At 53.4% G+C, this 24479-nt stretch carries 25 protein-coding genes and 1 pseudogene; 6 read left to right on the top strand and 20 right to left on the bottom strand.

The window, feature by feature from the left end:
* Positions 1-283: 283 nt before the first annotated feature.
* From proA to gpt, 5 genes are all read right to left on the bottom strand, one after another.
* Complete coding sequence (gene proA / locus KP22_RS16280; protein ID WP_039308256.1) at positions 284-1537, bottom strand: glutamate-5-semialdehyde dehydrogenase; 1254 nt, start codon at positions 1535-1537, stop codon at positions 284-286.
* A 10-nt stretch (positions 1538-1547) separates the two neighbouring features.
* Entirely contained in the window at positions 1548-2651 is a 1104-nt protein-coding gene (proB, locus tag KP22_RS16275) for a glutamate 5-kinase (RefSeq protein WP_039308259.1), read from the bottom strand.
* 123 nt (positions 2652-2774) lie between these two features.
* Positions 2775-3149 (bottom strand): sigma factor-binding protein Crl, encoded by a 375-nt coding sequence (gene crl, locus KP22_RS16270; RefSeq protein ID WP_039308261.1) that lies wholly within the window; start codon positions 3147-3149, stop codon positions 2775-2777.
* A gap of 103 nt (positions 3150-3252) precedes the next feature.
* Complete coding sequence (gene frsA, locus KP22_RS16265) at positions 3253-4503, bottom strand: esterase FrsA (RefSeq protein WP_039308264.1); 1251 nt, start codon at positions 4501-4503, stop codon at positions 3253-3255.
* A gap of 199 nt (positions 4504-4702) precedes the next feature.
* Positions 4703-5161, bottom strand: coding sequence for a xanthine phosphoribosyltransferase (gpt, locus tag KP22_RS16260; RefSeq protein ID WP_039325208.1), 459 nt, complete (start codon positions 5159-5161; stop codon positions 4703-4705).
* 329 nt (positions 5162-5490) lie between these two features.
* On the opposite strand from gpt, the gene pepD reads away from it, so the two are divergent.
* Entirely contained in the window at positions 5491-6951 is a 1461-nt protein-coding gene (pepD, locus tag KP22_RS16255) for a beta-Ala-His dipeptidase (protein WP_039308270.1), read from the top strand.
* 64 nt (positions 6952-7015) lie between these two features.
* On the opposite strand, the gene dinB is transcribed toward pepD, so the two are convergent.
* Together dinB and KP22_RS16245 are read right to left on the bottom strand one after the other, a co-directional pair.
* Entirely contained in the window at positions 7016-8074 is a 1059-nt protein-coding gene (dinB, locus tag KP22_RS16250) for a DNA polymerase IV (protein ID WP_039325206.1), read from the bottom strand.
* Positions 8075-8149: 75 nt separating this feature from the next.
* A complete protein-coding gene (locus KP22_RS16245) occupies positions 8150-8932 on the bottom strand; it encodes a helix-turn-helix transcriptional regulator (protein WP_039325282.1) in 783 nt (260 codons plus the stop codon).
* A gap of 5 nt (positions 8933-8937) precedes the next feature.
* Here KP22_RS16245 and KP22_RS16240 point away from each other — a divergent pair.
* Positions 8938-9231 (top strand): annotated as a pseudogene (locus tag KP22_RS16240) (SAM-dependent methyltransferase); the annotation flags it as partial.
* Between the two features lie 266 nt (positions 9232-9497).
* Positions 9498-10232 carry a peptidoglycan meso-diaminopimelic acid protein amidase gene (dpaA, locus tag KP22_RS16235; protein WP_039308993.1) on the top strand — a complete coding sequence of 245 codons (735 nt, stop codon included), beginning with the start codon at positions 9498-9500 and terminating at the stop codon, positions 10230-10232.
* Here dpaA and KP22_RS16230 read toward each other — a convergent pair.
* Positions 10203-10970, bottom strand: coding sequence for a class II glutamine amidotransferase (locus KP22_RS16230; RefSeq protein ID WP_039308995.1), 768 nt, complete (start codon positions 10968-10970; stop codon positions 10203-10205). The two genes, dpaA and KP22_RS16230, sit on opposite strands and share 30 nt — an antisense overlap.
* Before the next feature lie 92 nt (positions 10971-11062).
* Positions 11063-11644, bottom strand: a complete 582-nt coding sequence (lpcA, locus tag KP22_RS16225; protein ID WP_039308998.1) for a D-sedoheptulose 7-phosphate isomerase — start codon at positions 11642-11644, stop codon at positions 11063-11065.
* 346 nt (positions 11645-11990) lie between these two features.
* On the opposite strand from lpcA, the gene fadE reads away from it, so the two are divergent.
* Positions 11991-14438, top strand: coding sequence for an acyl-CoA dehydrogenase FadE (gene fadE, locus KP22_RS16220; protein ID WP_039325205.1), 2448 nt, complete (start codon positions 11991-11993; stop codon positions 14436-14438).
* 103 nt (positions 14439-14541) lie between these two features.
* The gene (gene yajD / locus KP22_RS16215) at positions 14542-14892 is read left to right on the top strand and encodes an HNH nuclease YajD (RefSeq protein WP_025920021.1); all 351 of its coding nucleotides are present in this window, start codon (positions 14542-14544) and stop codon (positions 14890-14892) included.
* A 75-nt stretch (positions 14893-14967) separates the two neighbouring features.
* Here yajD and mtnK read toward each other — a convergent pair whose 3' ends face one another.
* Positions 14968-16170, bottom strand: a complete 1203-nt coding sequence (gene mtnK, locus KP22_RS16210) for an S-methyl-5-thioribose kinase (RefSeq protein ID WP_039325203.1) — start codon at positions 16168-16170, stop codon at positions 14968-14970.
* Between the two features lie 118 nt (positions 16171-16288).
* On the opposite strand from mtnK, the gene mtnA reads away from it, so the two are divergent.
* On the top strand, positions 16289-17317 hold the full coding sequence (gene mtnA / locus KP22_RS16205; protein ID WP_039325201.1) for an S-methyl-5-thioribose-1-phosphate isomerase: 1029 nt from the start codon (positions 16289-16291) through the stop codon (positions 17315-17317).
* A gap of 60 nt (positions 17318-17377) precedes the next feature.
* Here the strand turns inward: mtnA and KP22_RS16200 are convergent, their stop codons facing one another.
* From KP22_RS16200 to KP22_RS16165, 10 genes are all read right to left on the bottom strand, one after another.
* Positions 17378-17644 carry a type VI secretion system PAAR protein gene (locus tag KP22_RS16200; protein WP_039309009.1) on the bottom strand — a complete coding sequence of 89 codons (267 nt, stop codon included), beginning with the start codon at positions 17642-17644 and terminating at the stop codon, positions 17378-17380.
* Between the two features lie 40 nt (positions 17645-17684).
* Positions 17685-19397: a DUF2235 domain-containing protein gene (locus KP22_RS16195; protein WP_039325199.1), complete on the bottom strand. Its 1713-nt coding sequence runs from the start codon at positions 19395-19397 to the stop codon at positions 17685-17687.
* 5 nt (positions 19398-19402) lie between these two features.
* Entirely contained in the window at positions 19403-19918 is a 516-nt protein-coding gene (locus tag KP22_RS16190) for a membrane protein (RefSeq protein ID WP_039325196.1), read from the bottom strand.
* Positions 19915-20040 carry a hypothetical protein gene (locus KP22_RS22905; protein WP_280513145.1) on the bottom strand — a complete coding sequence of 42 codons (126 nt, stop codon included), beginning with the start codon at positions 20038-20040 and terminating at the stop codon, positions 19915-19917. The genes KP22_RS16190 and KP22_RS22905 overlap by 4 nt, the downstream gene beginning before the upstream one ends.
* A complete protein-coding gene (locus KP22_RS16185; RefSeq protein WP_039325194.1) occupies positions 20037-20558 on the bottom strand; it encodes a membrane protein in 522 nt (173 codons plus the stop codon). Before KP22_RS16185 ends, KP22_RS22905 begins: the two co-directional genes overlap by 4 nt.
* A gap of 123 nt (positions 20559-20681) precedes the next feature.
* Positions 20682-21200 carry a membrane protein gene (locus tag KP22_RS16180; RefSeq protein ID WP_039325192.1) on the bottom strand — a complete coding sequence of 173 codons (519 nt, stop codon included), beginning with the start codon at positions 21198-21200 and terminating at the stop codon, positions 20682-20684.
* Positions 21197-21322 (bottom strand): hypothetical protein, encoded by a 126-nt coding sequence (locus KP22_RS22900; protein ID WP_280513144.1) that lies wholly within the window; start codon positions 21320-21322, stop codon positions 21197-21199. The genes KP22_RS16180 and KP22_RS22900 overlap by 4 nt, the downstream gene beginning before the upstream one ends.
* On the bottom strand, positions 21322-21837 hold the full coding sequence (locus KP22_RS16175) for a membrane protein (RefSeq protein WP_039325190.1): 516 nt from the start codon (positions 21835-21837) through the stop codon (positions 21322-21324). Before KP22_RS16175 ends, KP22_RS22900 begins: the two co-directional genes overlap by 1 nt.
* On the bottom strand, positions 21834-22559 hold the full coding sequence (locus KP22_RS16170; protein WP_039325188.1) for a DUF4123 domain-containing protein: 726 nt from the start codon (positions 22557-22559) through the stop codon (positions 21834-21836). Before KP22_RS16170 ends, KP22_RS16175 begins: the two co-directional genes overlap by 4 nt.
* Before the next feature lies 1 nt (position 22560).
* Positions 22561-24479: type VI secretion system Vgr family protein (locus KP22_RS16165; protein ID WP_039325186.1), on the bottom strand; the 1919-nt coding region annotated here is incomplete at its 5' end.

Below are 24479 nucleotides of genomic sequence, written 5' to 3'. Positions count from 1 at the left end.
TGAAAAAATGTATTATTACAACAAAGGAAAAATAATTATCTTCCGATAGCAAGACAGGCTATGACTCTGTGTGAAATATCGCAAAAAGCCTAGTTTGTTGCGATTGGAGGATGTTTATCTTGCATGGTTGATTTATTCTCTATTGCTGTATTTAAATAAATACCGCGAAGAAAAGAATCAGAACTGGAATGATATATTTTATTTAGAAAAAAGAATGAAATAAAAATAACAGAGTGAACATCATGCTGCGTATATCTCTTTGATATACGCAGCTATTCATCGATTAGGCACGAATTAAATCATCACCATAACCAATCCACTTATAGGTAGTCAGCGCTTCCAGCCCCATTGGGCCACGTGCATGCAGTTTCTGGGTACTGACCGCCACCTCCGCGCCTAGACCAAACTGGCCGCCGTCGGTGAAACGCGTGCTGGCGTTGATATACACCGCTGAGGAATCCACTTCACGCACGAAGCGTTCAGCATTGCTCAAGGAGCGAGTCAGAATCGCGTCAGAGTGCTGTGTGCCATGTTCGCGAATATGGGCAACAGCCGCATCCAGGGAGTCCACCAGCGTGACGTTCAGGTCGTTAGAGAGCCATTCATCACTGTAGTTGGCTTCTTCCACGGCAACGACACTTGCTGGGCCACCAGTCAGGTAAGGCATAGCGGAAGGGCTGGCGTGCAAGGTAACACCCGATGCCGCCATTTTCTTGCTCAGTTCTGGCAGGAAACGATCGGCGATACGTTGATTGACCAGCAGCGTTTCCAGACTGTTGCAGGCGCTAGGACGTTGCACTTTGGCGCTTTCAATCACCGTCAGCGCCTTGTCGAAATCGATGCTGTCATCCGCATAGATATGGCAAACACCAATCCCCCCGGTGATGACTGGAATCGTCGACTGTTCGCGGCACAGCTTATGCAAGCCTGCACCACCGCGCGGAATCAGCATATCCACATAGCGATCCAACTTCAGCAGTTGATTAACCAGTTCACGATCTGGACTTTCAATCGCCTGCACCGCAGTAGCAGGCAGGCCACACTGCGACAGCGCCTGCTGAATCACGTTTACCGTCGCCGCATTGGTGCGGTATGTCTCTTTGCCACCGCGTAAAATCACCGCATTACCGGTTTTCAGGCACAGGGAAGCTACATCAATGGTGACGTTCGGGCGCGCTTCATAAATTACACCGACTACGCCCAGCGGCACGCGGCGACGCTCCAGCTTAAGCCCGTTATCCAGCATGTTGCCATCAATCACCTGCCCTACCGGATCGGTCAGGCGGCATACTTGACGCACATCGCTGGCAATCGCACTCAGTCTTTCTTGCGTTAAGAGCAGACGATCCAGCAACGCTTCACTCATGCCATTTTGGCGCGCATCGGCTAAATCCAGCGCGTTAGCCGCCAGAATCGTTGCACTCTCAGCTTCCAGCAAATCCGCAATCGTCAGCAGCGCGCGATCTTTCTGCGCCGTGCTCAAGACAGCCAGATGATAAGAGGCCGCTTTTGCCGCTTTACCCATTTGTTCAAGCATCGCGAACTCCTTAATTGATAATCATATCATCGCGGTGGATAGCTACCGGACCATATTCGTAGCCAAGAATCGCGGCAATCTGTTGAGAGTGATGGCCGGCAATCAGACGCAGCGCATCGCTGTTATAGCGCGTCACAGCATGCGCCACGTCGCGGCCAGCCAGGCTGCGCACGCGAATCACTTCGCCACGAGAGAAATTCCCGTCCACGGTGCGAATACCTTTAGGCAGCAGCGAGCTGCCACGTTCCAAAATCGCCGAAAGTGCACCGTCGTCAACAATGATTTCCCCCGCCGGTGGTGCACCAAAAATCCAGTGTTTGCGGCTTTCCAGCGGTGCATCCAGTGCATGAAAACGCGTCCCAACAGAAATACCGGCAATCACATCACCAATCACGCCTGGCTTGCTGCCTGCGGCGATCACCACGTCGATACCTGCGCGACAGGCAACATCGGCAGCCTGTAATTTGGTCGACATACCGCCCGTTCCGAGGCCAGACACGCTGTCTCCCGCAATACTGCGCAATGCATCGTTAATGCCAGCCACTTCACGGATCAGCTCAGCATCAGGATTATTACGCGGATCGGCAGTAAACAGCCCAGCCTGATCGGTCAGCAACAGCAGCTTATCCGCATCGGCCAGAATCGCCGCCAGCGCGGATAGGTTGTCGTTATCGCCGACCTTGATCTCCGCGGTCGCAATCGCGTCATTTTCATTAATCACCGGAACGATGTTGTTATCCAGCAGCGCGCGCATGGTATCGCGTGCGTTTAGGAAACGCTCACGATCTTCCATATCCGCACGTGTCAGCAGCATTTGCCCGACGTGGATACCGTAGATGGAGAACAGCTGTTCCCACAGTTGAATCAGGCGGCTTTGACCCACGGCGGCCAGCAGTTGTTTGGTCGCAATCGTGGCCGGTAGTTCGGGGTAACCCAAATGTTCACGTCCGGCGGCAATCGCCCCAGAGGTGACAATAACAATCCGATGCCCTGCCGCATGTTGCTGTGCGCACTGACGCACCAGTTCAACAATGTGGGCGCGGTTAAGACGGCGCGAACCGCCGGTTAGCACGCTGGTGCCTAGTTTTACAACCAAAGTCTGGCTGCCGCTCATAATTTCTCTGCCGTTGGATGTCAAAAAATAAGAATAAGGAAAACGTTGTAGCAGGACAGACGCGTTATGCCAACAGGCACAACGCGAAAACCTGCGAATAAATCGGGGATCGTCAAGGAAGCATCACGGTCGTGCGACGAGGGTACAGGCGGGTTCCAGCGAGTGCAGCAGTTTCTCCAGTCGGACATGGAAAGCCTGTTTGGCATTTTCTACCTGTTCAATCACGGCTTTGTCCTTAATTTTTTCTTCACGCCAGTTGCCCTGCTTATCAAACAGACCATAGTGATATTCATAGGCAAAGGCTTTACCGGTATCTTCCAAATTCAGCCACCAGCCCCAGAACTCGCGATTTTCTGGCGCTGGCTTGATATTGACGCAGACCGCCAGACAATCAAAGAAGAACGCGGTATCCCCGCACTGCGCTTCACGGATATAAGGCCCCAACGCCGTAAAATTTTTCATGAGTCGGCTTTTGGAGTGTCCACTCGGTAACATCATCTACGATCTCCTCTGGTTGAACATTCTTTTTAGCAGAGAATGGCAATTTATCAACCATCTGGCATACGGTGCCGGTTCGGCGCCTAAGTGTTTTTCATCATGCTCAACACACTTTATCCTGCAACCACGCGCTGATTTGCTGTAGTGCGCGATCAAAATTCTGGTACACCGGCGAAAAATTAACCGGCATCAACTTCCCTTGTGCAGATGAATTTACAATCAGGCTCGCTTCTTCTTTCGGGCAGAGCGGATCGTTATCCCAGAAGCCTGCCAGCATCGGCGTCGGGCAGCGACGTCCCAGTAGCCCCTGCGTTTTCAGCGAATAGCGCCCCAGTTCGGTTTTCAGCGAGGCATCCGTCGAATACGGCATACCCAACCGACTTGCCAGCACATCCATAAACATATCCGGTACCTGCTGCTGGCGAGTCGGATCGCTTAACAGATGGTGCACCACCGGGCCAAGACAGGCCACGCCGCATAAGCGCTGTGATTCCAGATAAGCCAGCCGAACGGCAATATTGGCACCAAAGCGGAAACCAAATGCGGCAACGCGAGTGTGATCGATCCACGGGACATCCGGCAGCGCACGTAAGACCTGCTGGTGCAGGAAACTGGAATCCTGAGTCAACTTCCAGCGGGAAGAAAATCCAACGGAGGGAACATCAATCGTCAGCATCGCCATGCCCGCTGGCGCAAAATAGTCCTGAAACAGGCGGTGATAATCACTCTGCAACATTTCAAGGTTGCCGCACATAAGGACGGTAGGAAAAGGGGCTTTTCCTTGCGATGGCATATGTAAAAAGCCGGTCAGCGTACCGCCGCCTGCAATCGGGAAGGCCAGTTCTTTGAGTTCGTAAGGCAGGTATTTAGCGGCTTCTTCATAGGCGCGATTTGCCAACGTTTGCGCCTGTTCCGCCAGTTCGTCGCCTTTAATGTGCGGATACGCGGCAATGCTGTAGAGGTTGGCTGCATTCAACCAAAACTGTCCGGTTTGCGCATTATCAATACTTTCTATTGCCCGCTGCTGCCAGTCTGCGCCTTGCTTCGTCCACTCATAAATCCAGTTCCCCCCCCGATAACCGATCACCGTATCGAGCAGTTGCTCGTTACTTCTGTCAGCCTTACTCGCGGCGATACGCGACAGCACATCTTCGATTTCCCACGGATCGACACCACGCCAAATCCACATCAGTCGGTTAATCATCCGATACCAACTGCTGGTCTTTTCTCCTTCCAGCGTAGAATGTAACCCCTGAGTTTCCTGATCGTGTCGCGTACGTCTGACCAACGTCGAGGTTTCTGGATGTTTGAAGGATGGTTTGAATAGCGTTTCAGACAGGTTAGCTTGCGTCACAGCAGCCTCCGTTAATGTGAACCGCCGTTAGCGGACATCGGACGACTTCTTCGTCACCCGTTAAAGTGTAACGAACTCAGGCTAGGGAAGACAAATACCAACGGTAGAAAGACACGATCGGATCAAGTCTCGCGCCATAAATCATAAGGGGTAGAAACAACAATGCCCGGCTAAACCGGGCATTGTTAGGGATCGATAATTAACGGCCAGACAAAGGCGGAACAAACACCACGCCCATATCCCACGGCTGCTCAATCCAGGTATCCTGCGGAATATCAATCACGTAGTCGTCGACCAGCGGTTGACCAGCAGGCTTGGCGAAAATAGTTACAAAGTGCGCTTTCGGATACATATCGCGAATCGCCTTTGCCGTACCGCCGGTATCAACCAGATCGTCAACGACGATAAACCCTTCACCATCTCCCTCGGCACGCTTGATCACTTTCATTTCGCGCTGGTTGTCATGGTCATAACTGGAGATGCAAACGGTATCAACGTGGCGAATGCCAAGCTCACGAGCCAGCAGCGCGCCAGGAACCAGACCACCGCGGCTTACGGCGATGATGCCTTTCCATTGATCGGCAGGCAGTAAACGCTCTGCCAGTTTACGGGCATGAATTTGCAACATATCCCAGGTTACGACGTACTTTTCGCTCATAAAATATATCCCAGCCGAATAAAAACCGGCTTAAATTGAGTCTGAGGGGGGAAAAAGGTTGCGCGAGATTATAGATAGCCAACAACATAAAAACCAGTTTTTCTCAACGTGAGAACCGAGTTTTTCCTGACAGACTGTGCCCTACCAAGCCCACTGATTCGTATTGCAGCAGGAAAAGTAAAAGGAGACGACGGCAATTTCCCCTGCTTTGATGGAAGATGATATTCTGTTGTGACACACCACCTTACGTGGCTAACCGCGATCAACTTTTAACCTCTAGCCCTGCACGCCAAAATGCGAAAACAGGCGCTAACAAGGAGACTGAAATAGTGTCTGAATTGTCTCAGCTTTCCCCCCAGCCTCTGTGGGATATTTTCGCCAAGATCTGTTCCATTCCGCACCCGTCTTATCATGAAGAAGCGCTGGCCGCGCACATTCTGGAATGGGCTAAAGAGAAAGGCATCTATGCCGAGCGCGATCAGGTTGGCAATATTCTGCTGCGTAAAGCGGCAACCGCAGGCATGGAAAATCGCAAACCTGTCGTGTTGCAGGCGCATCTGGATATGGTGCCGCAGAAAAACAACGACACCGTCCATGATTTCACTACCGATCCGATCCAACCTTACGTTGACGGTGAATGGCTGAAAGCACGCGGTACCACGCTGGGCGCGGATAACGGTATTGGTATGGCCTCTGCGCTGGCAGTGCTGGCCGATCCGCACGTCGAGCATGGTCCACTAGAAGTGCTGCTGACCATGACCGAAGAAGCCGGTATGGACGGTGCATTTGGCCTGCAACCTAACTGGCTTCAGGGCGAAATTCTGATCAACACTGACTCGGAAGAAGAAGGTGAGATCTACATGGGTTGCGCGGGCGGTATTGATTTTATTACCCGTCTGCCGCTGGTGCGTGAAGTGCCACCTGCCGGTTACCAAACGCTGAAGCTGACGATTAAAGGTCTGAAAGGCGGTCACTCCGGCTGCGACATTCATCTGGGACTGGGCAACGCTAACAAACTGCTGGCACGTTTCCTGTTCGAGCAGGCGAAAGCACTGGATATCCGCATTCTCGATCTGAACGGCGGCACGCTGCGTAACGCGATTCCACGTGAAGCTTTCGCGACGCTGTCACTGCCTGCGGCTAACGTCGAGCAGTTGAAGACGCTGAGCCAGGAGTATTTGGCGGTGTTGAAGAATGAACTGTCTGCCGTTGAGAAAAACCTGACCGTGCTGGTGGAAGCCAGCGACAGTAACGAACACCCGCTGACACAGGACAGCCGTGACCGTCTGCTGGCGCTGCTCAACGCGACGCCGAACGGCGTGATCCGCATGAGCGATGATGTCAAAGGCGTGGTGGAAACGTCACTGAATCTCGGTGTTGTCACCATGGAAGACGACCATGCGGAAATTATCTGCCTTATTCGTTCACTGATCGACAGCGGTAAAGACGCCGTAGTCGGCACGCTGACGGCGCTCGGCCAACTGGCTGGCGCGAAAACATCACCGAAAGGCGGCTATCCGGGCTGGCAGCCAGATGCGCATTCTCCGGTCATGGCGCTGGTACGCGAAACGTATCAGAAGCTGTTCAATAAGACGCCGAACATTATGGTGATTCACGCAGGGCTGGAATGTGGCCTGTTCAAGAAACCCTACCCAGACATGGATATGGTTTCCATCGGGCCGACCATCACCGGACCGCACTCGCCAGATGAACAAGTACATATCGGCAGCGTGGATCTGTACTGGAAACTGCTGACAGAACTGCTGAGAGCGATTCCGCCACGCGTTTAACCGCATTACTGTAAAAACCGAGGCGACGACTATCCGTCGCCTTTTTATTCCCAACCATCTCCGACTACCCCCAATCAAACACCAGTTGGCGCTCAATTTGCGGGTCGAGCAGCGTCACATGCAGCCCAACCAGTCTGACGCCTCTGGATTTACGCCGCTCCTGCCAGGTTTGTTGCGCCAGCTTCAATAGATCTTGTTTATTCAATACTGGCCACACATGTTCCTGCGTCGTTTGCTGAAAATCATCAAACTTGAGTTTTACCCCCTGACGCGCAATATGCAGGTCGGGCTTTACCCGTTTCAGACGAACTTCCAGCTCCTGATAAAGCTGTTCGATCAAATTTTCACACTGATCCCAGTCGTGGATATCCTGCGCCAGCGTCTTCTCTACCCCAACCGACTTCCTCAGCCGATCCGGTGAAATCCGCCGATCGTCAATCCCCTGACATCGCTCCCATAGCACCCGGCCAAACTTGCCGAACGCTTTTAGCAGATCCGCCAGCGCATACTCCCGCACATCGGCACAGGTATGCAGGCCACGTTCTTCCAGCCGTTTCGCCGTCACTTTTCCGACGCCGGGAATTTTCTCCAGCGGCAGCGCGAGCAGGAAATCATCCACCTGCTCCGGTGTAATCACATATTGTCCATTCGGCTTATTTAACTCAGACGCGACCTTCGCCAAAAACTTGATCGGCGCAATCCCTGCCGAGGCTGTCAGATTCAGTTCATGCGCAATGGTTTTACGGATTTCTTCAGCGATCCGCGTTGCCGAACCGTTGCAATGCGGACTATCGGTGACATCGAGATAGGCTTCATCCAGAGAAAGCGGTTCGATCAGAGAGGTGTAGCGGGCGAAAATCTCGCGGATTTGACGCGAGGTGGACTTATAGACGTCCATGCGCCCCGGTAACAACGTGAGGTTCGGACACAGGCGCAGGGCGGTGGCGGTCGCCATCGCGCTGCGGACACCGTAGCGGCGGGCAGGATAGTTAGCGGTGCTAATAACGCCGCGTCGATCGGCGCTTCCACCAATCGCCAGAGGAATATCGCGCAGGCGTGGGTTGTCGCGCATCTCAATTGCTGCGTAGAAGCAGTCCATATCAACATGAATGATTTTGCGCATACTAGCCCTCTGACAATGCTGTATGAATATACAGATCAAAGTCAGTGTAGACAAGTTGCGCGGTGCTTGCCGTGTTTACTGCATGATGAGCATCACCAGCTTAACTTCCCCATGACCGGCAGGATGGAAAGTCTGTTGATGATAGGCCACATCGCCAAGCAAAGGATGATGAAAACGTCGTTCGCCGCCTTCACGGGCGGTGACTGCCTGCTGCGACCACCGAAGGTTGAATTCGCAGCTTTCTTCACACAGCGCCATCACGATTTGCCTTACGGACTCGTTTATCGCGTAATGACTTGATTCCGCACGAAACTCTGCCACCACGCGCTTTGCTCGTTCCGGCCAGTCCACCACCAGCGATCGTGCCAGTGGATTAAGAAACATGAAGCGCAGCAGATTCGGTTCGGGATCGTTTCCCAACCATCCGGCAAACAACTGTTCCGACGGCGCATTCCACGCGAGCATATTCCAGCAACCATCCAGAAGATACGCAGGGCAGATAATGTGGTGCAGGCTGGCAGCAACCTGTACATCCAGCGACGTTGCCCTATTCTGCTTCTGAGGATCCTTCACGCCAGCAAGACTAAAAAGGTAGTCGTGCTCGGCGGGTTCCAGTTTTAATGTCTGTGATAAACGGGTCAACGCAGAGGCCGAAGCGGACACATCACGCCCCTGCTCAATCCAGGTATACCAGGTGGTGCTAATTCGGGCGATTTGCGCCAATTCTTCGCGGCGCAATCCGCTGGTGCGCCGCCGCCCAGAGGCAGGCAGACCAACCATTTCAGGCGTTGTCCGCTCACGCAACGCCCGTAAGAACGCTCCCAACGCTTTTGGACCACTCAGAGAATTGGCAGATATGAGCGTATTTGCAGACGGTAGAGAAGCTGCGTGACACCTCACATGTGCGCAACTACGCGCCGGGCGAATGGCTGAGTCTGTTTACAGAAGAGGGGTTTATTGTGCGTAACGTCACCAGCGACAGGTTGACGCTGGAATTCAGCAGTTGGATCGCACGTATGCGTACACCAGAACATTTCACTGTCGCTATTCGCGAGTTGCAGAAAACGCTGGCAGACGAGGTTGTGCAGCATTTTGAGGTACAGCCCGACGGTTCCTTTGTCACCGACATTATGATGATAGAAGCCACCCGCGCCTGATACGCTTTTCTCCGCAATTAACGACGTAAAAACGATCTCAAATTGAATGGCTCGCATTCTTTCGGGCCATTTTTTGTAAATGTTATTTTTTAGCGCTTTTCAACGCTTGATTAATATGAAACCAATGATAATGTGATTTCGTTTTCATCGTTATCTATGACGACGAAATACAGAACCATAACGGTCGCCCAACTCTTACGCTAAAACGCCAGTAGCGCTACAGGGATACCGCATGTAGCACAGCAATTTTATTATCAGGAACCATAATGCAAAAAATCGCGCTATCGTTTGCGATGTTGTTTTTTTTGCCTTCTCTTGTTGTTACCAGCGCCGCCAGCGAGATCGCGCCGCCGCTTGCGCCGATAGCAAAAGAATTAAAACAGCAATTATTAGGCTCTCCGATCTATATTCAGATCTTTAAAGAAGAGCGAATATTCGAACTTTATGCGAAAGTCGGCAACGAATATCGTTTATTGGAACAATATCCAATTTGTAAATATTCGGGCGGATTAGGGCCAAAACGCGTTGAAGGTGATTTAAAAAGCCCGGAAGGTTTCTATCAGGTCGATTTGCGCCAGCTCAAGCCAGACAGCCAATATTACCGCGCGATCAATATCGGTTTCCCCAACGACTATGATAAATCACAGGGATATTCTGGCCGCTATTTAATGATCCACGGCGAATGCGTGTCGGTTGGCTGCTATGCCATGACCAACAACTACATGGATGAGATTTATCGCTATGCCGAAGCGGCGCTACGCCATGGGCAGGCGAAAATTGATATCGCCATCTATCCGTTCCGCATGACGGAACAGAATATGCAGCGCCACCGTAGTTCCACCTACGCCAGCTTCTGGAAACAGCTTCAGCCGGGGTACACCTATTTTAATCAGCACAATCAGCCGCCGGCCATCACGGTTTTTAACGGGCAATATGTCGTTAACCCACCGTTGATGACCAGTCAGCCAACCTTAAAGTATGCGTTCGCCGAAACAAAATAGAACGAATTCACCTGGCATAATCTGATGCCAGGCTTCATTACCCGTTAACGGCTGCGTCGCCAGCACGGTGACGACATCATTGGGTGTCGTCTGCTGCTGGAAATCAATCTCCACATCCTGATCCAACAGCGTCGCTTTACCAAACGGCGCGCGGCGGGTGATCCAGTAGAGTTTGGTTGAACAATACCCCATCACAAAGCGCCCGTCCGACAGCAGCATGTTAAACACGCCTTTCTCACGCAGGACATCCGCCTGTTTAGCGATATAACGGAATACCGCTGGCCAGTTACCCGGTGTGCGCGGATAACGCTCGGACAGTTGGGACAGTAGCCAGCAGAAAGCAAATTCGCTGTCCGTCTGGCCGACAGGACGAAACATGCCCGTCTTAAGCGAATGGTAACCTTTCAACTGCCCATTGTGGGCGTATGTCCAGTTTCGCCCCCATAGCTCGCGAGTAAACGGATGGGTATTTTCCAGCGACACGGCGCCACGATTCGCCTGTCGAATATGTGAAATCACCGCACAGGATTTAATCGGATAATCCTGCACCAGCCGGGCAATCGGCGAGTTATAGCTTGGTAGCGGATCTTTGAACGTACGACAGCCGTTCCCTTCATAAAAGGTAATCCCCCAGCCATCTCGATGCGGCCCAGTTTTCCCACCGCGTTGTATCAGCCCGGTAAAGCTAAAGCAGATATCCGTCGGTACATTCGCGCTCATCCCCAGCAGTTCACACATCTGACTTCCAACCCTTCCCTTCTCGTCATATTTCAAGTTGCCTATACGTTGACGACCTGAAACTCGAACTATGTAGAGCCTATTAATACGGCTTACTGATCCGCCATCTCTTTTTCAATCAGTTGAATCAGGATGTGAATCGCTTTGATATGGATTTCCTGAATGCGATCGGCATAACCGAAGTGCGGAACACGGATTTCCACATCGGCCGATCCCGCCATTTTACCGCCGTCTTTCCCCGTTAGCGTAATGACCTTCATGCCTTTCGCTTTTGCCGCAGCAATGGCTTTAATGATATTGCCAGAATTACCAGAAGTAGAAATCCCCAGCAGCACATCACCTGCACGTCCCAGCGATTCAACGTAACGGGAGAAGACAAAATCGTAGCCAAAATCGTTGCTGACACAAGACAGATGGCTCGGATCGGAAATCGCAATGGCCGGATAGCCCGGACGATTCTCACGGTAGCGACCGGTCAGCTCTTCGGCAAAGTGCATCGCATCACAGTGTGAGCCACCGTTACCGCAGGAAATCACTTTACCACCCGCTTTAAACGCGTTAGCCAGCAGTACCGCAGCGTTTTGAATCGACTGAATGTTTGCATCATCACTCAAGAAATTATTCAGTGTTTCTGCCGCTTCTTTCAGTTCACTACGGATTAAATCCTGATACATGGAATCCTCTCATTTTGTCTGGTGACAGTATCATCTTCTGCATGCAGTGTAGCGGATTGAACAAACAGCGAGAAGCGCGTAATCACGGGATCGAGAGGATCGCTGATGCCTGTCAGGAAACTTACGACGGTCGCTCGGTTTGTGAAGTGAGTTGTAATTATGATGTAAACAAATTGATAAAAATAATCAAATAAACTACAACAAATATAAGCAACAGGTCAGACCTCTTACAACATTGACCTATTACGCCTTATTTCACTGATGAAACGGCTCTCGCTTTCCACTATCACGTAACGCTCGGTGGAAGGGGGAAACCCTTAATTCGATCACATGCTGGAGACACGTTATGGTTGCTATCAGTATCCTCCTCCTACTGATTATCATCGGCGCGATGTTTTACCATCGGCTCAGCCTGCTGCTCGGCAGCGCCATACTGCTGGCCTACTTCGCCGCCATGTCCGCGGTATTGCTGTGGCCCGTCTGGTTGATGATTCCGCTCGTGCTTCTGCTGATTCCGATTACGGTTCCCGCCCTGCGTCAAAAGCTGGTTTCCGCTTCCGCACTACGCATGTTCCAGAAGGTCATGCCGCCGATGTCGAACACGGAAAAAGAAGCGATCGATGCAGGAACAACCTGGTGGGAAGGCGACCTGTTTCGCGGCGCACCAGACTGGAAAAAGCTGCATAACTACCCGCGCCCGCAGTTAACGGCTGAAGAGCAGGCGTTTATCGACGGGCCAGTTGCAGAAGCCTGCCGGATGGCCAACGACTTTGAAATCACCCACGAACGCGCCGATATTCCACCGGAACTGTGGACATTTTTAAAAGAACATCGCTTCTTCGCCATGATCATTAAAAAGCAATACGGTGGGCTGGAATTCTCTGCCTATGCACAAGCGCAGGTGCTGCAAAAACTGTCGGGCGTCTCCAGTATTGTGGCGATCACCGTCGGTGTTCCCAACTCACTCGGCCCCGGCGAACTGCTGCAACACTACGGTACGCAAGCGCAAAAAGATCACTATCTGCCACGCTTGGCACGCGGTCAGGAAGTTCCCTGCTTTGCGCTGACCAGCCCGGAAGCCGGATCTGATGCGGGTTCGATTCCCGATATCGGCATTGTCTGCTACGGCAATTGGCACGGGGAACAGGTCGTAGGTATGCGCCTGACCTGGAATAAACGCTATATCACACTTGCGCCAGTCGCCACCGTGCTCGGTCTGGCCTTTAAGCTGTACGATCCCGATCACCTGCTAGGTGATGAGGATGACATAGGGATTACCTGTGCGTTAATTCCGACGGATACCGACGGCGTTAAAATCGGCCGCCGCCATTTCCCGCTGAACATTCCGTTCCAAAACGGGCCGACGCAGGGTGAGAACATTTTTGTCCCGCTGGATTACATCATTGGTGGTGCGAAAATGGCAGGTCAGGGCTGGCGTATGTTGATGGAGTGCCTGTCAGTTGGGCGCGGCATTACGCTACCGTCCAACTCTACTGGCGGGCTGAAATCGATTGCCCTCGGCATCGGTGCTTACGCCCACATCCGCCGCCAGTTCAAAATCTCCATCGGTAAGATGGAAGGCATCGAAGAGCCACTGGCACGCATAGCGGGTAACGCTTACGTGATGGACGCTGCCGCAACGTTGATTACCAGCGGCATCATGCAGGGTGAAAAACCAGCGGTGCTTTCCGCTATCGTCAAATACCACTGTACCCACAGAGGTCAGCGCAGCGTGCTGGATGCGATGGATATCGCCGGGGGTAAAGGAATCTGTCTCGGCCCGTCCAACTTTCTGGCGCGCAGCTATCAGGGTGCCCCGATTGCCATCACCGTGGAAGGGGCGAATATCCTGACGCGCAGCATGATCATCTTCGGGCAAGGTGCCATTCGCTGTCACCCTTATGTGCTGGAAGAAATGGCAGCCGCGCAGGACAACGATGTGTCACGCTTTGACCGTGCGCTGGTTGGTCACATCGGCCATGTCGGCAGTAATAAGGTGCGCAGCTTCTGGCTCGGCCTGACCAACGGCCTTCTAAGCCGTGCGCCAGTGAACGACAAAACGCGTCGCTACTACCAACAGCTCAACCGACTCAGTGCGAATCTGGCCCTGCTGGCAGATGTGTCGATGGCGGTACTGGGCGGCAGCCTAAAGCGTCGTGAGCGTATCTCGGCACGTTTAGGGGATATTCTCAGCCAGCTCTATTTAGCCTCTGCGACACTGAAACGCTATGAGGATGAAGGTCGCCAGAAAGCGGATCTACCGCTGGTGCACTGGGGCGTGCAGGACAGTCTGCATCAGGCCGAGCAGGCGCTGGACGAGCTGCTGCGTAACTTCCCGAATCGTGCCGTCGCGGGTCTGCTGACTTTCATCATCTTCCCGCTGGGTCTGCGCTGCGCTGCGCCGTCTGACCGCCTCGACCATGAGGTCGCGAAGATTCTGCAAACGCCATCGGAAACGCGCAGTCGTCTGGGACGCGGCCAATATCTGGTTGCCAGTGAGCACAATCCTGTCGGGCTGCTGGAAGAAGCATTGCGGGATATCATCGCAGCCGAGCCGATTTACCACCGCCTGTCGAAGGCCAGCGATAAACCGCTGCCGTTCATGCGATTGGATCAACTGGCAGAGCAAGCGCTGATCGAAGGTCAGATTACCGCAGAAGAAGCGGGAATTCTGACCAAAGCCGAAGCCAGCCGCTTACGTTCAATCAACGTGGATGACTTTGCGTTCGACGCACTGGCCGCCAACAGGCCCGCGTCCGTAACGCAGCCAGAAAGAAAGACCGAAGCAGCATAAATAGAAGCGAGAATCAGGCCGGTTATACCGGCCTGTTCTTTCCTTTACACGTGCATCAGTTGTAAAATCCATATCATCTTTCCTTCTGAATGAAACCCTACACATGGCTTACATCCCTAAGAACTACGCCAGACTTGAAAGCGGCTACCGCGAAAAAGCGCTCAAACTTTTCCCGTGGGTGTGCGGTCGTTGTTCACGTGAGTTCGTCTATTCCAACCTGCGTGAATTAACCGTTCACCACATCGATCACGATCACAGCAATAACCCAGAAGACGGCAGTAACTGGGAAATGCTCTGCCTCTACTGCCACGACCATGAGCATTCGAAATACACCGATGCGGATATGTACGGTTCGACCGTCGTTGCAGGTGAAGATGCGCAGAAAGATGTTGGGGTTGCCACGCATAATCCTTTCGCGGATTTACAGGCCATGATGAATAAAGGGAAGAAATAGAGATAAGACATCATCAGATTGCCGCTCCCATCAGATTTGTTGACGGGAGCGGATCATGGAATTGCTAACTAATTATTAAGCACCGCTCTGCCGCACACGCGCCAGTAGCGCATCCACATCCGCGATATGCGGAGCCGCCAGCACCAACGTTCTGCCCAGCGAAAGAGCATGGCGCTGACACGCTAAACGCGCTTCCGCCTCCTGAATGCTGTCCAGATCCACAACGTGCGCCAGCCCAATCGTGCGACGAATCAGTTCAGTTCCACAGTAGCCGATAGCATCTAGCCAAACCTGCTGCAAAAACAGCGCGGCATAGCCCGATTCCGCCAGCGCCGGATCGCGGCTGTCACTTTCATTCAGTGCCAGAAAACGAGCGGAAAAAGTCTGCCACAGCGTACGGATATCCTCCAGACGCCGTTCACGCCCTGCCGCCGCCTCACGCGGGGCTAATAGCCCCGGCAGGCCACAATAATTCAGCAGCAGGTTGCCAATCGCGGTGCCGACGTCAAACCCCATCGGCCCATAGAAACCGAATTCAGCATCAATCGCCTTTAAGCGCCCTTCCGCGACAAAGATCGATCCGCTATGGATGTCACCGTGCAGCAGCGCTTCAGCTTTACTCAGGAAGCCGTGCTTCAGCCTCGCCACCGCCAGCTTCAACGCCCGATCGTCACGCAATGCCAGTACATCCGGCGTCAGCGCCGCATCAAACTGATTTCTTTCGTGATCGATATAAGGGTCGGTAAAGAAAAGATCTTCGGTAATCTCACACAGTTCAGGGTTAGTGAACTGGCTCACCGCCGCTTTCTTCTCATGCGGATGCTGATAGAAATCAGAAGTATGGAATAACGTTTGTGCCAGATATTCCCCTAACTGCGCCGCCGCCTGAGGATAATCCACTCCCTTGATCAACTCGCTGCGCCAGATGCGATGATCGGAGAGATCTTCCTGAACCATCACCGCCAGTTCGGGATCGTGATGTAACACCGTCACGGTATGTTGCGGACAAAAACGCGCGTGTGTCAGCAGCGTTTCAGCTTCAATGCGGGCGCGGTCGAGCGTCAGCGGCCAGGATTCTCCGACACAGCGCACGTAGGGAAGCGCCTGTTTAACAATCACCCGACTGACACCCGTTTCATCTTTAATTTTAAACACCAGATTCAGATTGCCATCGCCGATCTCTTCTGCGGCTACCAGCGTTTGCGGCTGACTGACACCGCCGTACTGGCGAGCATATTCAACAGCGTCATCCGCCGTAAAAGTGCGGTAAAGTGACATTCCAACTCCTCGCTATGCTTAAATTCAAGATACGGACATAAAAACGTTCGGACGTCTATACATCTATTGAGCATCTTGGCAGAATAAGAATATCGATGCAACATGGATTTAACGACCAATGCAGACACTTAACACAACCAGCCTGAAAATCGTTGATAGCCAACTGTGGATTCTCGATCAACAGGCTCTACCGCAAGAAAAACGCTGGCTCCCTTGCCTGGATGTCGCATCACTGGTTGAGCATATCCAGACGCTACGGGTACGCGGCGCGCCGCTCATTGGCCTGTCTGCCAGCCTGCTGCTCGCGCTGCTGGCGGAGAAAGGCTTATCGCAGGCTGAACTGGCGCAGGCGCTGGAAACGCTACGAGCCTCGCGCCCTACCGCCGTCAACCTGATGAACAATCTGGATCGCATGAAGCTGGCGCTGGCGCAGCCGCAATTTGTCGCTGCGCTGGCGGAAGAAGCGCTGCGGTTGGTAGAAGAAGATCGCGCACTGTGCGAACGCATCGCCGATCGTGGCGCAGCGCTGGTGAAGCCAAACAGCCGTTTGCTAACCCATTGCAACACCGGTGGGCTGGCAACCGCCGGCATCGGCACCGCTATCGGCGTGCTGCTGCGTGCACACCAACAGGGGAAGGTTACTCAGGTGTGGGTCGATGAAACCCGACCTCTCTTGCAGGGCGGACGCCTCACGGCCTGGGAACTGGGCGAACTGGGCATTCCTTATCAGCTCATTTGTGATTCGATGGCCGCCAGCCTGATGGCGCAGGGGCAAGTCGATGCGATTTGGGTCGGCGCAGACCGTATTGCCGCCAACGGCGACGTCGCCAATAAGATCGGCACTTACAGCCTTGCGGTACTGGCGCACTATCACCAGATTCCGTTTTACGTTGCAGCACCGCACACCACGCACGATCCCGCCTGCCCGGATGGTCGAACTATTCCTATCGAGCAGCGCGCCGCCGCCGAAGTCACCGGCGTTTATGGCAGCTTCGGCCACTGCCAGTGGGCACCACAAAACGCGGCGGTCTACAACCCGGCATTTGACGTCACCCCCGCCGCCTTAATCAGCGGCTGGGTACTCGACACTGGCATAGTCACGCCACAGGACGTTAAAGAAGGGATATTTCAGACGGCGTTGACGTAACGACAACGCCACCTATCGACAAAAAGACTCAGGATAGGCCGCACGGACGCGGCGAATCCATCACCCAATGGTAACGGTTCCCCCGCCTATCACCACGCCACCGCAACTGACGCCATCCCCGGAACGAGCCGCGGGTTTACCATCAACGAGTACGCTGGATGAACCGCTGCTAATGCTCCGATCATGGCCGTGAGGAGCCAAAGGGTCGCCTTGCCGCGCTAGCGGCTGACCGTCTACTTTGACCGTTGAGGAACCCGCCACGACAGGCGTCGGTGGATGGCTGCCGTGCCCCGTGTCGCTATCACCTACTTTAACGGCGTTACCCATTTTTTACTCCTTTTCTCTCAATAGTCAGATTTTGCAACGATCACGCAGCAACGTCGTCATCGGCAGCGACTCGCTCTATGCCACGCGGGACGAAGAAATTATTGTTCCTCAACATCGTATTCGCCTGCTCGTTCAGGGTAGCGAACTTGAGTTCCTCAGACGTAAAATCGTGCATAAAATAATTGAAGAAGATATCCGCCTCACGCGGCACCCGCTTAGCGCCATCAAAGAACTTCACCAAATTGGCCCCTTGATACATCTGCCGACGCAGCCCCCTGCTTCTCAGCACGTTTTCCGCATCGCGCCCGACCTGTATTAACCAGCCCCACTGCGCGTTGAGTTTATCCCGCTCGCTTCCGCTCACGTTTTGACGGAGTATTTTATAGTCATGCAATTTTTCCCCCAGCCAAAAGCAGTAGTGGATCATGTGCAGTTCGAACGCTTCCGGTGTCGGGTTCATTTTCCCTACCCATTTGCTGTAGAACTCGCTGTATTTCTTCACGGAATATCCCAGCCGACTATCCTGCATGATGAAATAGCTGGCTACATATGGGTCTTTCTCACGCAACGTTTTAAAGTTGGGAAAAGGCACCTGCGCCCGACACGCGGCTTTGTACATTTGGTGCAGCGGCACCCGGCACAGTTCAGCACTGGGGCGTTGTTCGTTAGGCAGCAGCCCGCCCGTCACATCTTCACTGATGCCGGGGCAGAGCACTTCACGCCAGCCGGACCGGAGCGGCCCCAAAGGCAACAGAGGGCGATACTCTCGCCGTTCATGTGCCGCGATCAGGTGCAGGGCGTTTTTGACGGCGGGATGCAGGGGTTTGTCGAATTCAATCACTTTCGCACCAAAGGCCGTGGTAAAAATCCCGACAACGGGATTACGGGCAAGCAGCCCCGCCCCGTCAGAGGCCGTCGCCACGGTATCCCCCATATCCAGCGAACTGCGGCGCGTGCAGTCGAACAGGCCAGCAAAAATCACCTCGACCTTACTGTCTGCGTAGCGGTATTCATTTCCCACTTTGCTACAGACCGACTCCAGTAACTCGTCGATAAAGCGTCGGGCCAACGCGGCGCCCAGATCGGCACCGAATACCGAAATCTGGATCAGTTTGATGGGCAGTTGGTTAATTTTTTTTACATCCTCCACGTTCAGCTTGAACTGGTTCTTTGCTGAATCCACCCGCGCATCGACGCCGGTCATTAACAACTCGGCCACGATCGGGTTATCCCGAATCGGTTCGGTCGCTTCGAGCAGTGCACGACTCGCCGCCTTTTTGGCCGCAGACACCGTGGCATCGAAACCACTCTTCATGGTCACTAAGTCGCCCAGCTTATTGGCGAGCACCTGACTCCAGTCCCCTTTGAAAACGCCCTTAACAGTATCGACCGCCGTTTCTTTGCCCTGCTCCACCAGCGCATCGGCATAATCCTCAGGCAGCGCCTGCTGTCTGGCATCCAGAATGCTGTCCAGCCTTTCAGAGGGAGTATCGTCAAGAGGGGTACCTAAACCGGGAATATAAACTTTGGTGTAAGAGTATGAGGATGTGAGGCTGGCTTTGATTTCTAAAGGATGAGATCGAAACAAACGGCCTACGTTAGTCAGACGCTGGCTCTCTTCATCCACGTTGATATTGCGTTTCAGGCCATCAAAGAAAAAGCCTATCTGTAACGCCAGTGAGCAAGTGCCGATCCCTGCCTGATGACGACTTTCCTCACGAGCAACGCGACATTCTAACTCATCCCAATCCACTTTATCTATCTCCTCGTTCTATAGGTGTCGACGATGCTATCCATTTCAACGACACAACTTTCAGCCCACCGGATCATCGGTTTGTTATCAGGTAACATCAGCACACAGAAACCATTTTGACCCTTCTCACGTTTCGGCATCGGTAGGGTAACTGTATACTTTTCAAATTGAAGTCCAGCTTTCTCCTGTTCTGCTGTCATATCAAGTTCCCAATCTATTTTGACTGTGTCACCCTCTATCCGATAAGGCCCAGCACTTCCTCCTCCTCCGGCATGAAATCCATCAAAGGCAAAGGTATTGCTACCCATATTGCCATTGACATACACATAGCTAATGGGGCGGTCGACCACCGAATGAACGACAATTGACGCCCCGCCGTGTCGTTCCTGTATCAGGAACGTCCAGCCCAGCCAGAGCACCAGCAGAATGCTCGCCAGCCACCGCCCCCAGCGTGGCAAGATCTGCCATATCGCCGTTATCAATCCCGAAATTGTTTTTATCAAACCGTTTGCCGCACTCATGACTGTCCCTTTGACTCTTGCTGGTTCACTTTCCTTATCATGCGTCGGGTAGCCATCACGCTCGCCTGATGACGGCTTTCTTCACGAGCAATTCGACACTCCAGATCGTCCCTGTCAATCATCGTCCTCTCCTTGTGCGATAAGGGGCAATAACATCATCCATATCAAGATAGCAACTGCTTACCCAACGTACGACCAGCTTGTTATCTGGTAAGAACAGTACACAAAAATCATCCTGCCACTTCTCACGTTTCGGCATCGGTAAAGTAATTGTATGTTTCTCAGGCTGAAGTCCCTGTTCTTCTTGCTGCCTTAGAGTGGCACTCAGTAACCATTTAATATTAACCGAATCTCCGTCTATCCGATAAGGGCCTGCTGTACCGCCGCTAGTGTTAAGCCCATCAAACGCAAAGGTATTCCCTCCCATATTGCCGTTGACATAGACATAGCTAATGGGACGGTCGATCACCGAATGAACAACAATTGACGCCCCACCGTGTCGTTCTTGAATCAGGAACGTCCAGCCCAGCCAGAGCACCAGCAGAATGCTCGCCAGCCACCGCCCCCAGCGCGGCAAGATCTGCCATATCGCCGTTATCAGCCCCGAAATTGCTCTTATCAAACCGTTTGCCGCACTCATGTTCGTCCCTTTGGCTCTTGCTGGTTCACTTTCCTTGTCATGCGCAGGATGCCATCACGCTTGCCTGATGACGGCTTTCTTCACGGACAACGCGACATTCCAACTCATCCCAATCCACCTTATCTATCTCCTCGTCCTATAGGTGTCGACGATGCTATCCATTTCAACGACACAACTTTCAGCCCACCGGATCATCGGTTTGTTATCAGGTAACATCAGCACACAGAAACCATTTTGCCCCTTCTCACGTTTCGGCATCGGTAGGGTGATAGTATGTTTCTCAGGCCGAAGCCCCTGTTCTTCTTGTTGCTTTAGGGTGGCACTCAATAGCCAATCAATTTTGACCGTATCTCCCTCTATCCGATAAGGTCCAGCACTTCCTCCTCCTCCGGCATGAAATCCATCAAAGGCAAAGGTATTGCTACCCATATTGCCGTTGACATACACATAGCTAATGGGGCGGTCGACCACCGAATGGACGACAATTGACGCCCCGCCGTGTCGTTCTTGAATCAGGAACGTCCAGCCCAGCCAAAGCACCAGCAGAATGCTCGCCAGCCACCGTCCCCAGCGCGGCAAGATCTGCCATATCGCCGTTATCAGCCCCGAAATTGCTCTTATCAAACCGTTTGCCGCACTCATGTTCGTCCCTTTTTCTCTTGCTGGTTCACTTTCCTTGTCATGCGCCGAATAGTCACCATGCCCGCCTGATGACGGCTTTCTTCACGGACAACGCGACATTCCAACTCATCCCAATCCACCATTACAACTTCCTCGTCCGGTAAGGGTTTATTACATCCTGCATGTCAAGGTGACAACGATAGGCCCAACGTATCATCGGCTTATTATCTGGTAAAAACAGCACACAGAAATCATCCTGCCCTTTCTCACGTTTCGGCATCGACAGAGTGGTCGTATGTTTTTCAAATTGGAATCCTGCTTTTTCCTGTTCCTCAGTCATATCCAACTCCCAATCTATTTTGACCGTCTTTCCGCCGATCCGATAAGGGCCTGCGGTTTTTCCCCCCGCATTTCGTCCATCAAATGCAAAGGTATTTCCCCCCATATTACCGTTGACATAGGCATAGCTAATGGGGCGATCCATAACTGACATAACAACAATTGACGCCCCGCCGTGTCGTTCCTGTATCAGGAACGTCCAGCCCAGCCAAAGCACCAGCAGAATGCTCGCCAGCCACCGTCCCCAGCGCGGCAAGATCTGCCATATCGCCGTTATCAGTCCCGAAATTGCTCTTATCAAACCGTTTGCCGCACTCATGTTCGTCTCTTTTGTTCTTCCAACGCCTGACGGCCACCTTCCAGATAGGCTAATGCCCACAGCCGTCGTTGTGCTTCTGTCGCGCCAGCCTGCCCGGCTTTATTCAGTGCCTTGCGAACCATACTCATTCTTTCACAGGGCGGGAAATGTCTGATGCTTTCCCCCTCTTGCCACAGAGCCAGCAGGCGCTGCTCGTCAGGTGAACCTTGCAACGCTTGATATAACTCAGGCGTCAATTTCACCAGAACAGGTTCCGTGGGAGGGATCGATAAACTCAGTTCGCGCCAACTGCCGTCGTATTCTCGTAACCACCAGCGGTCGATCCCCCCAAAAAGCCCACCGAGCCACGGGGCGTCGTGTTGCTCGACAAGCAGAGGCAGCGCGTGCGGCGTGTAGAATCGCAGCAATTGGCTAAATTGCCCTTCGGGTTCAATCACCCTCGCCCCCAAAGCCAGTTGCTTTTGCAAAGCGCTAAGGGATTGGTCGCTCTCCAACAGGCCAACCACATGCCCCTGCTGAACGAGCGTAGCCAGTAACTCTTCTTCCTCTTGCGGACAGTGCCAAAGCCAGGGTCCAAGATTGATCAGTTCAAACACGTCATCATGAAAATAGAGCGGAAAAAATGGCCTTTCACTCAACCGTTCCCGCTGCTCAGGGGTGAGGTAAGCCCCTTCCAGCAGGACGATACAGGCATTCCGGTGCCAGATTGTTTTGGGTAGCATCTTATTCTCCCTGAACCAACGCATCGCCCTGCGCCATAGCACGTAGCAGACAAGGAATACAGACCGGTTTTTCAAGAGGCGGAACCTGTGGCGGTTGTGGCGGTTTGACCACCTCAACCTCCCCTGGAAAGATGGGCATTTGGCCTGCCCAGCCAGAGCCAAAACCGGGGCTGCCGCCAGAGTTCATCTTGATGCTGGAGCCGACCAACGTCACGCCACTCGGGTCAATTTTCACGAAGCTGCCACCCACTTTGAGCGTCAGTTCAGCCCCCGCTTCCAGCACTATCTTGTTGCCGGATGTAAGATGAACCTCTTGTCCCGCCTCAACCAGTAATGCCTGCCCGAGTTTCTGGTGCATCGAGGTATCGACGCTCAGTGAGTAATCGCCTTTAATATGATCACGTTTCTCGCTGTCGACCGTCAGGTGATCGTTGGCTTTAACGCGGGTGACGCGCTCATTATCAATCTCCGTGTGGGCATCATGTTTGATATGCCAGACCACATCGTTCTCAATCAGCGCATTCAGGTCTTTCTGGCCGTGAATATAAATTTCTTCCTGCCCAGCCTGATCTTCAAAGCGCAGCTCGTTAAACCCTTCGCCCTGATGGGTTTCCGTGCGCAGCACGGTGCGCGTCTTGTGGGCAGGCAGGTCGTAAGGAGGACGGTTGGTGGCGTGAAAGGTTCTGCCCGTCACAATCGGCTGGTCCGGGTCGCCTTCGAGGAAACTGACGATCACTTCATGGCCGATGCGCGGGATGGCGATCATGCCGTACTGACCGCCTGCCCAGCCCTGACTGACCCGCACCCAGCAGGAGCTTTGGTCATTGCTCGCACCGTATCTGTCCCACGGAAATTGCAGCTTCACCCGACCGTCCTGATCACAGTAAATCTCTTCTCCCGCCGGCCCCACCACCGTGGCGATTTGCGGGCCGTCCACCATCGGTTTGTACGGCATCGCAGCGCGCCACGTCGTCGTCCCTTTCACCACCGCAAAGCTGTTGCTCATCGTCGTCGGTTCGCCGCCGCTTTCCTCTTCCAGCGCCTGCGGCTGCTGCCCGACGTGCGTCACGCTCACCGTCTGCCATACCCCGTTCAGCGTTGCATTCGGGTGCTCCGTCAGGGTAAACGTATTGCCCGGCATCAGCCCCGCGCAGTTGGATTCCCCTTCGCTGGTTACTGCGCCTGCCCGTAACGCATCCAGACGATAGCCGCTGAACGCCTTGCCGCTCGGGTCTTGTTTATAGCGCCCCGGATAGTCGTAGTGCTGATAGCTTTCGCGCTGGTGTGCCAGCTCACCGCTCATCTTCTTGTGCGACAGCCCATAAGCTGGTGTCTTGAAGCTGTAGTCTTTCAGCTCGACTTCCGCGGTGCTCACCCGCTCCGCGTAGTGAAAACGCCGCACGTATTCACCTTCACTCAATCCCTGCGTCGCCAGATTGAAGAACAGCGCCGGGCCTTTGGTCAACGCCCCCGCGTCATCGGCAAACACTACCCGATGCTTACCTTCCTCGTACTCGTGGAAGAAGTACAATCCCTCTTCCGCCGCCAGACGGGTGATAAAGGCTAAATCGCTTTCCCGATACTGCACGCAGTATTCCCGCACCGCGTGCTCATGGCGCAGCGCAAAGGCGTAGTCAGTGATACCGGCTTCTTCCAGCAACGCGCCGATAATCGTTTCCGGCTTCTGCGCCTGAAAAATGCGGGCGTTGGTGCGTAGCCCCAGCCGCCACAGCGCCGGACGCACTTCCGCCTGATAGCGCGTGCGCCGGAATCCGGTATCGCCCTGCGTGAATCCACTGATAATGCCGCTGACACGACGCTTCAATTCACCTTCATACCAAATCATCAGCTCGCACGGCTGGTCGAGCACCGCGCCAAAATCGATATCCGGCAACGCACTCGCCAGACTCAGTGACAGGC

This window comes from Pectobacterium betavasculorum (genome assembly GCF_000749845.1).
In the GTDB taxonomy this organism is placed as follows: domain Bacteria; phylum Pseudomonadota; class Gammaproteobacteria; order Enterobacterales; family Enterobacteriaceae; genus Pectobacterium; species Pectobacterium betavasculorum.
This window is presented reverse-complemented; position numbering and strand designations above follow the sequence as displayed.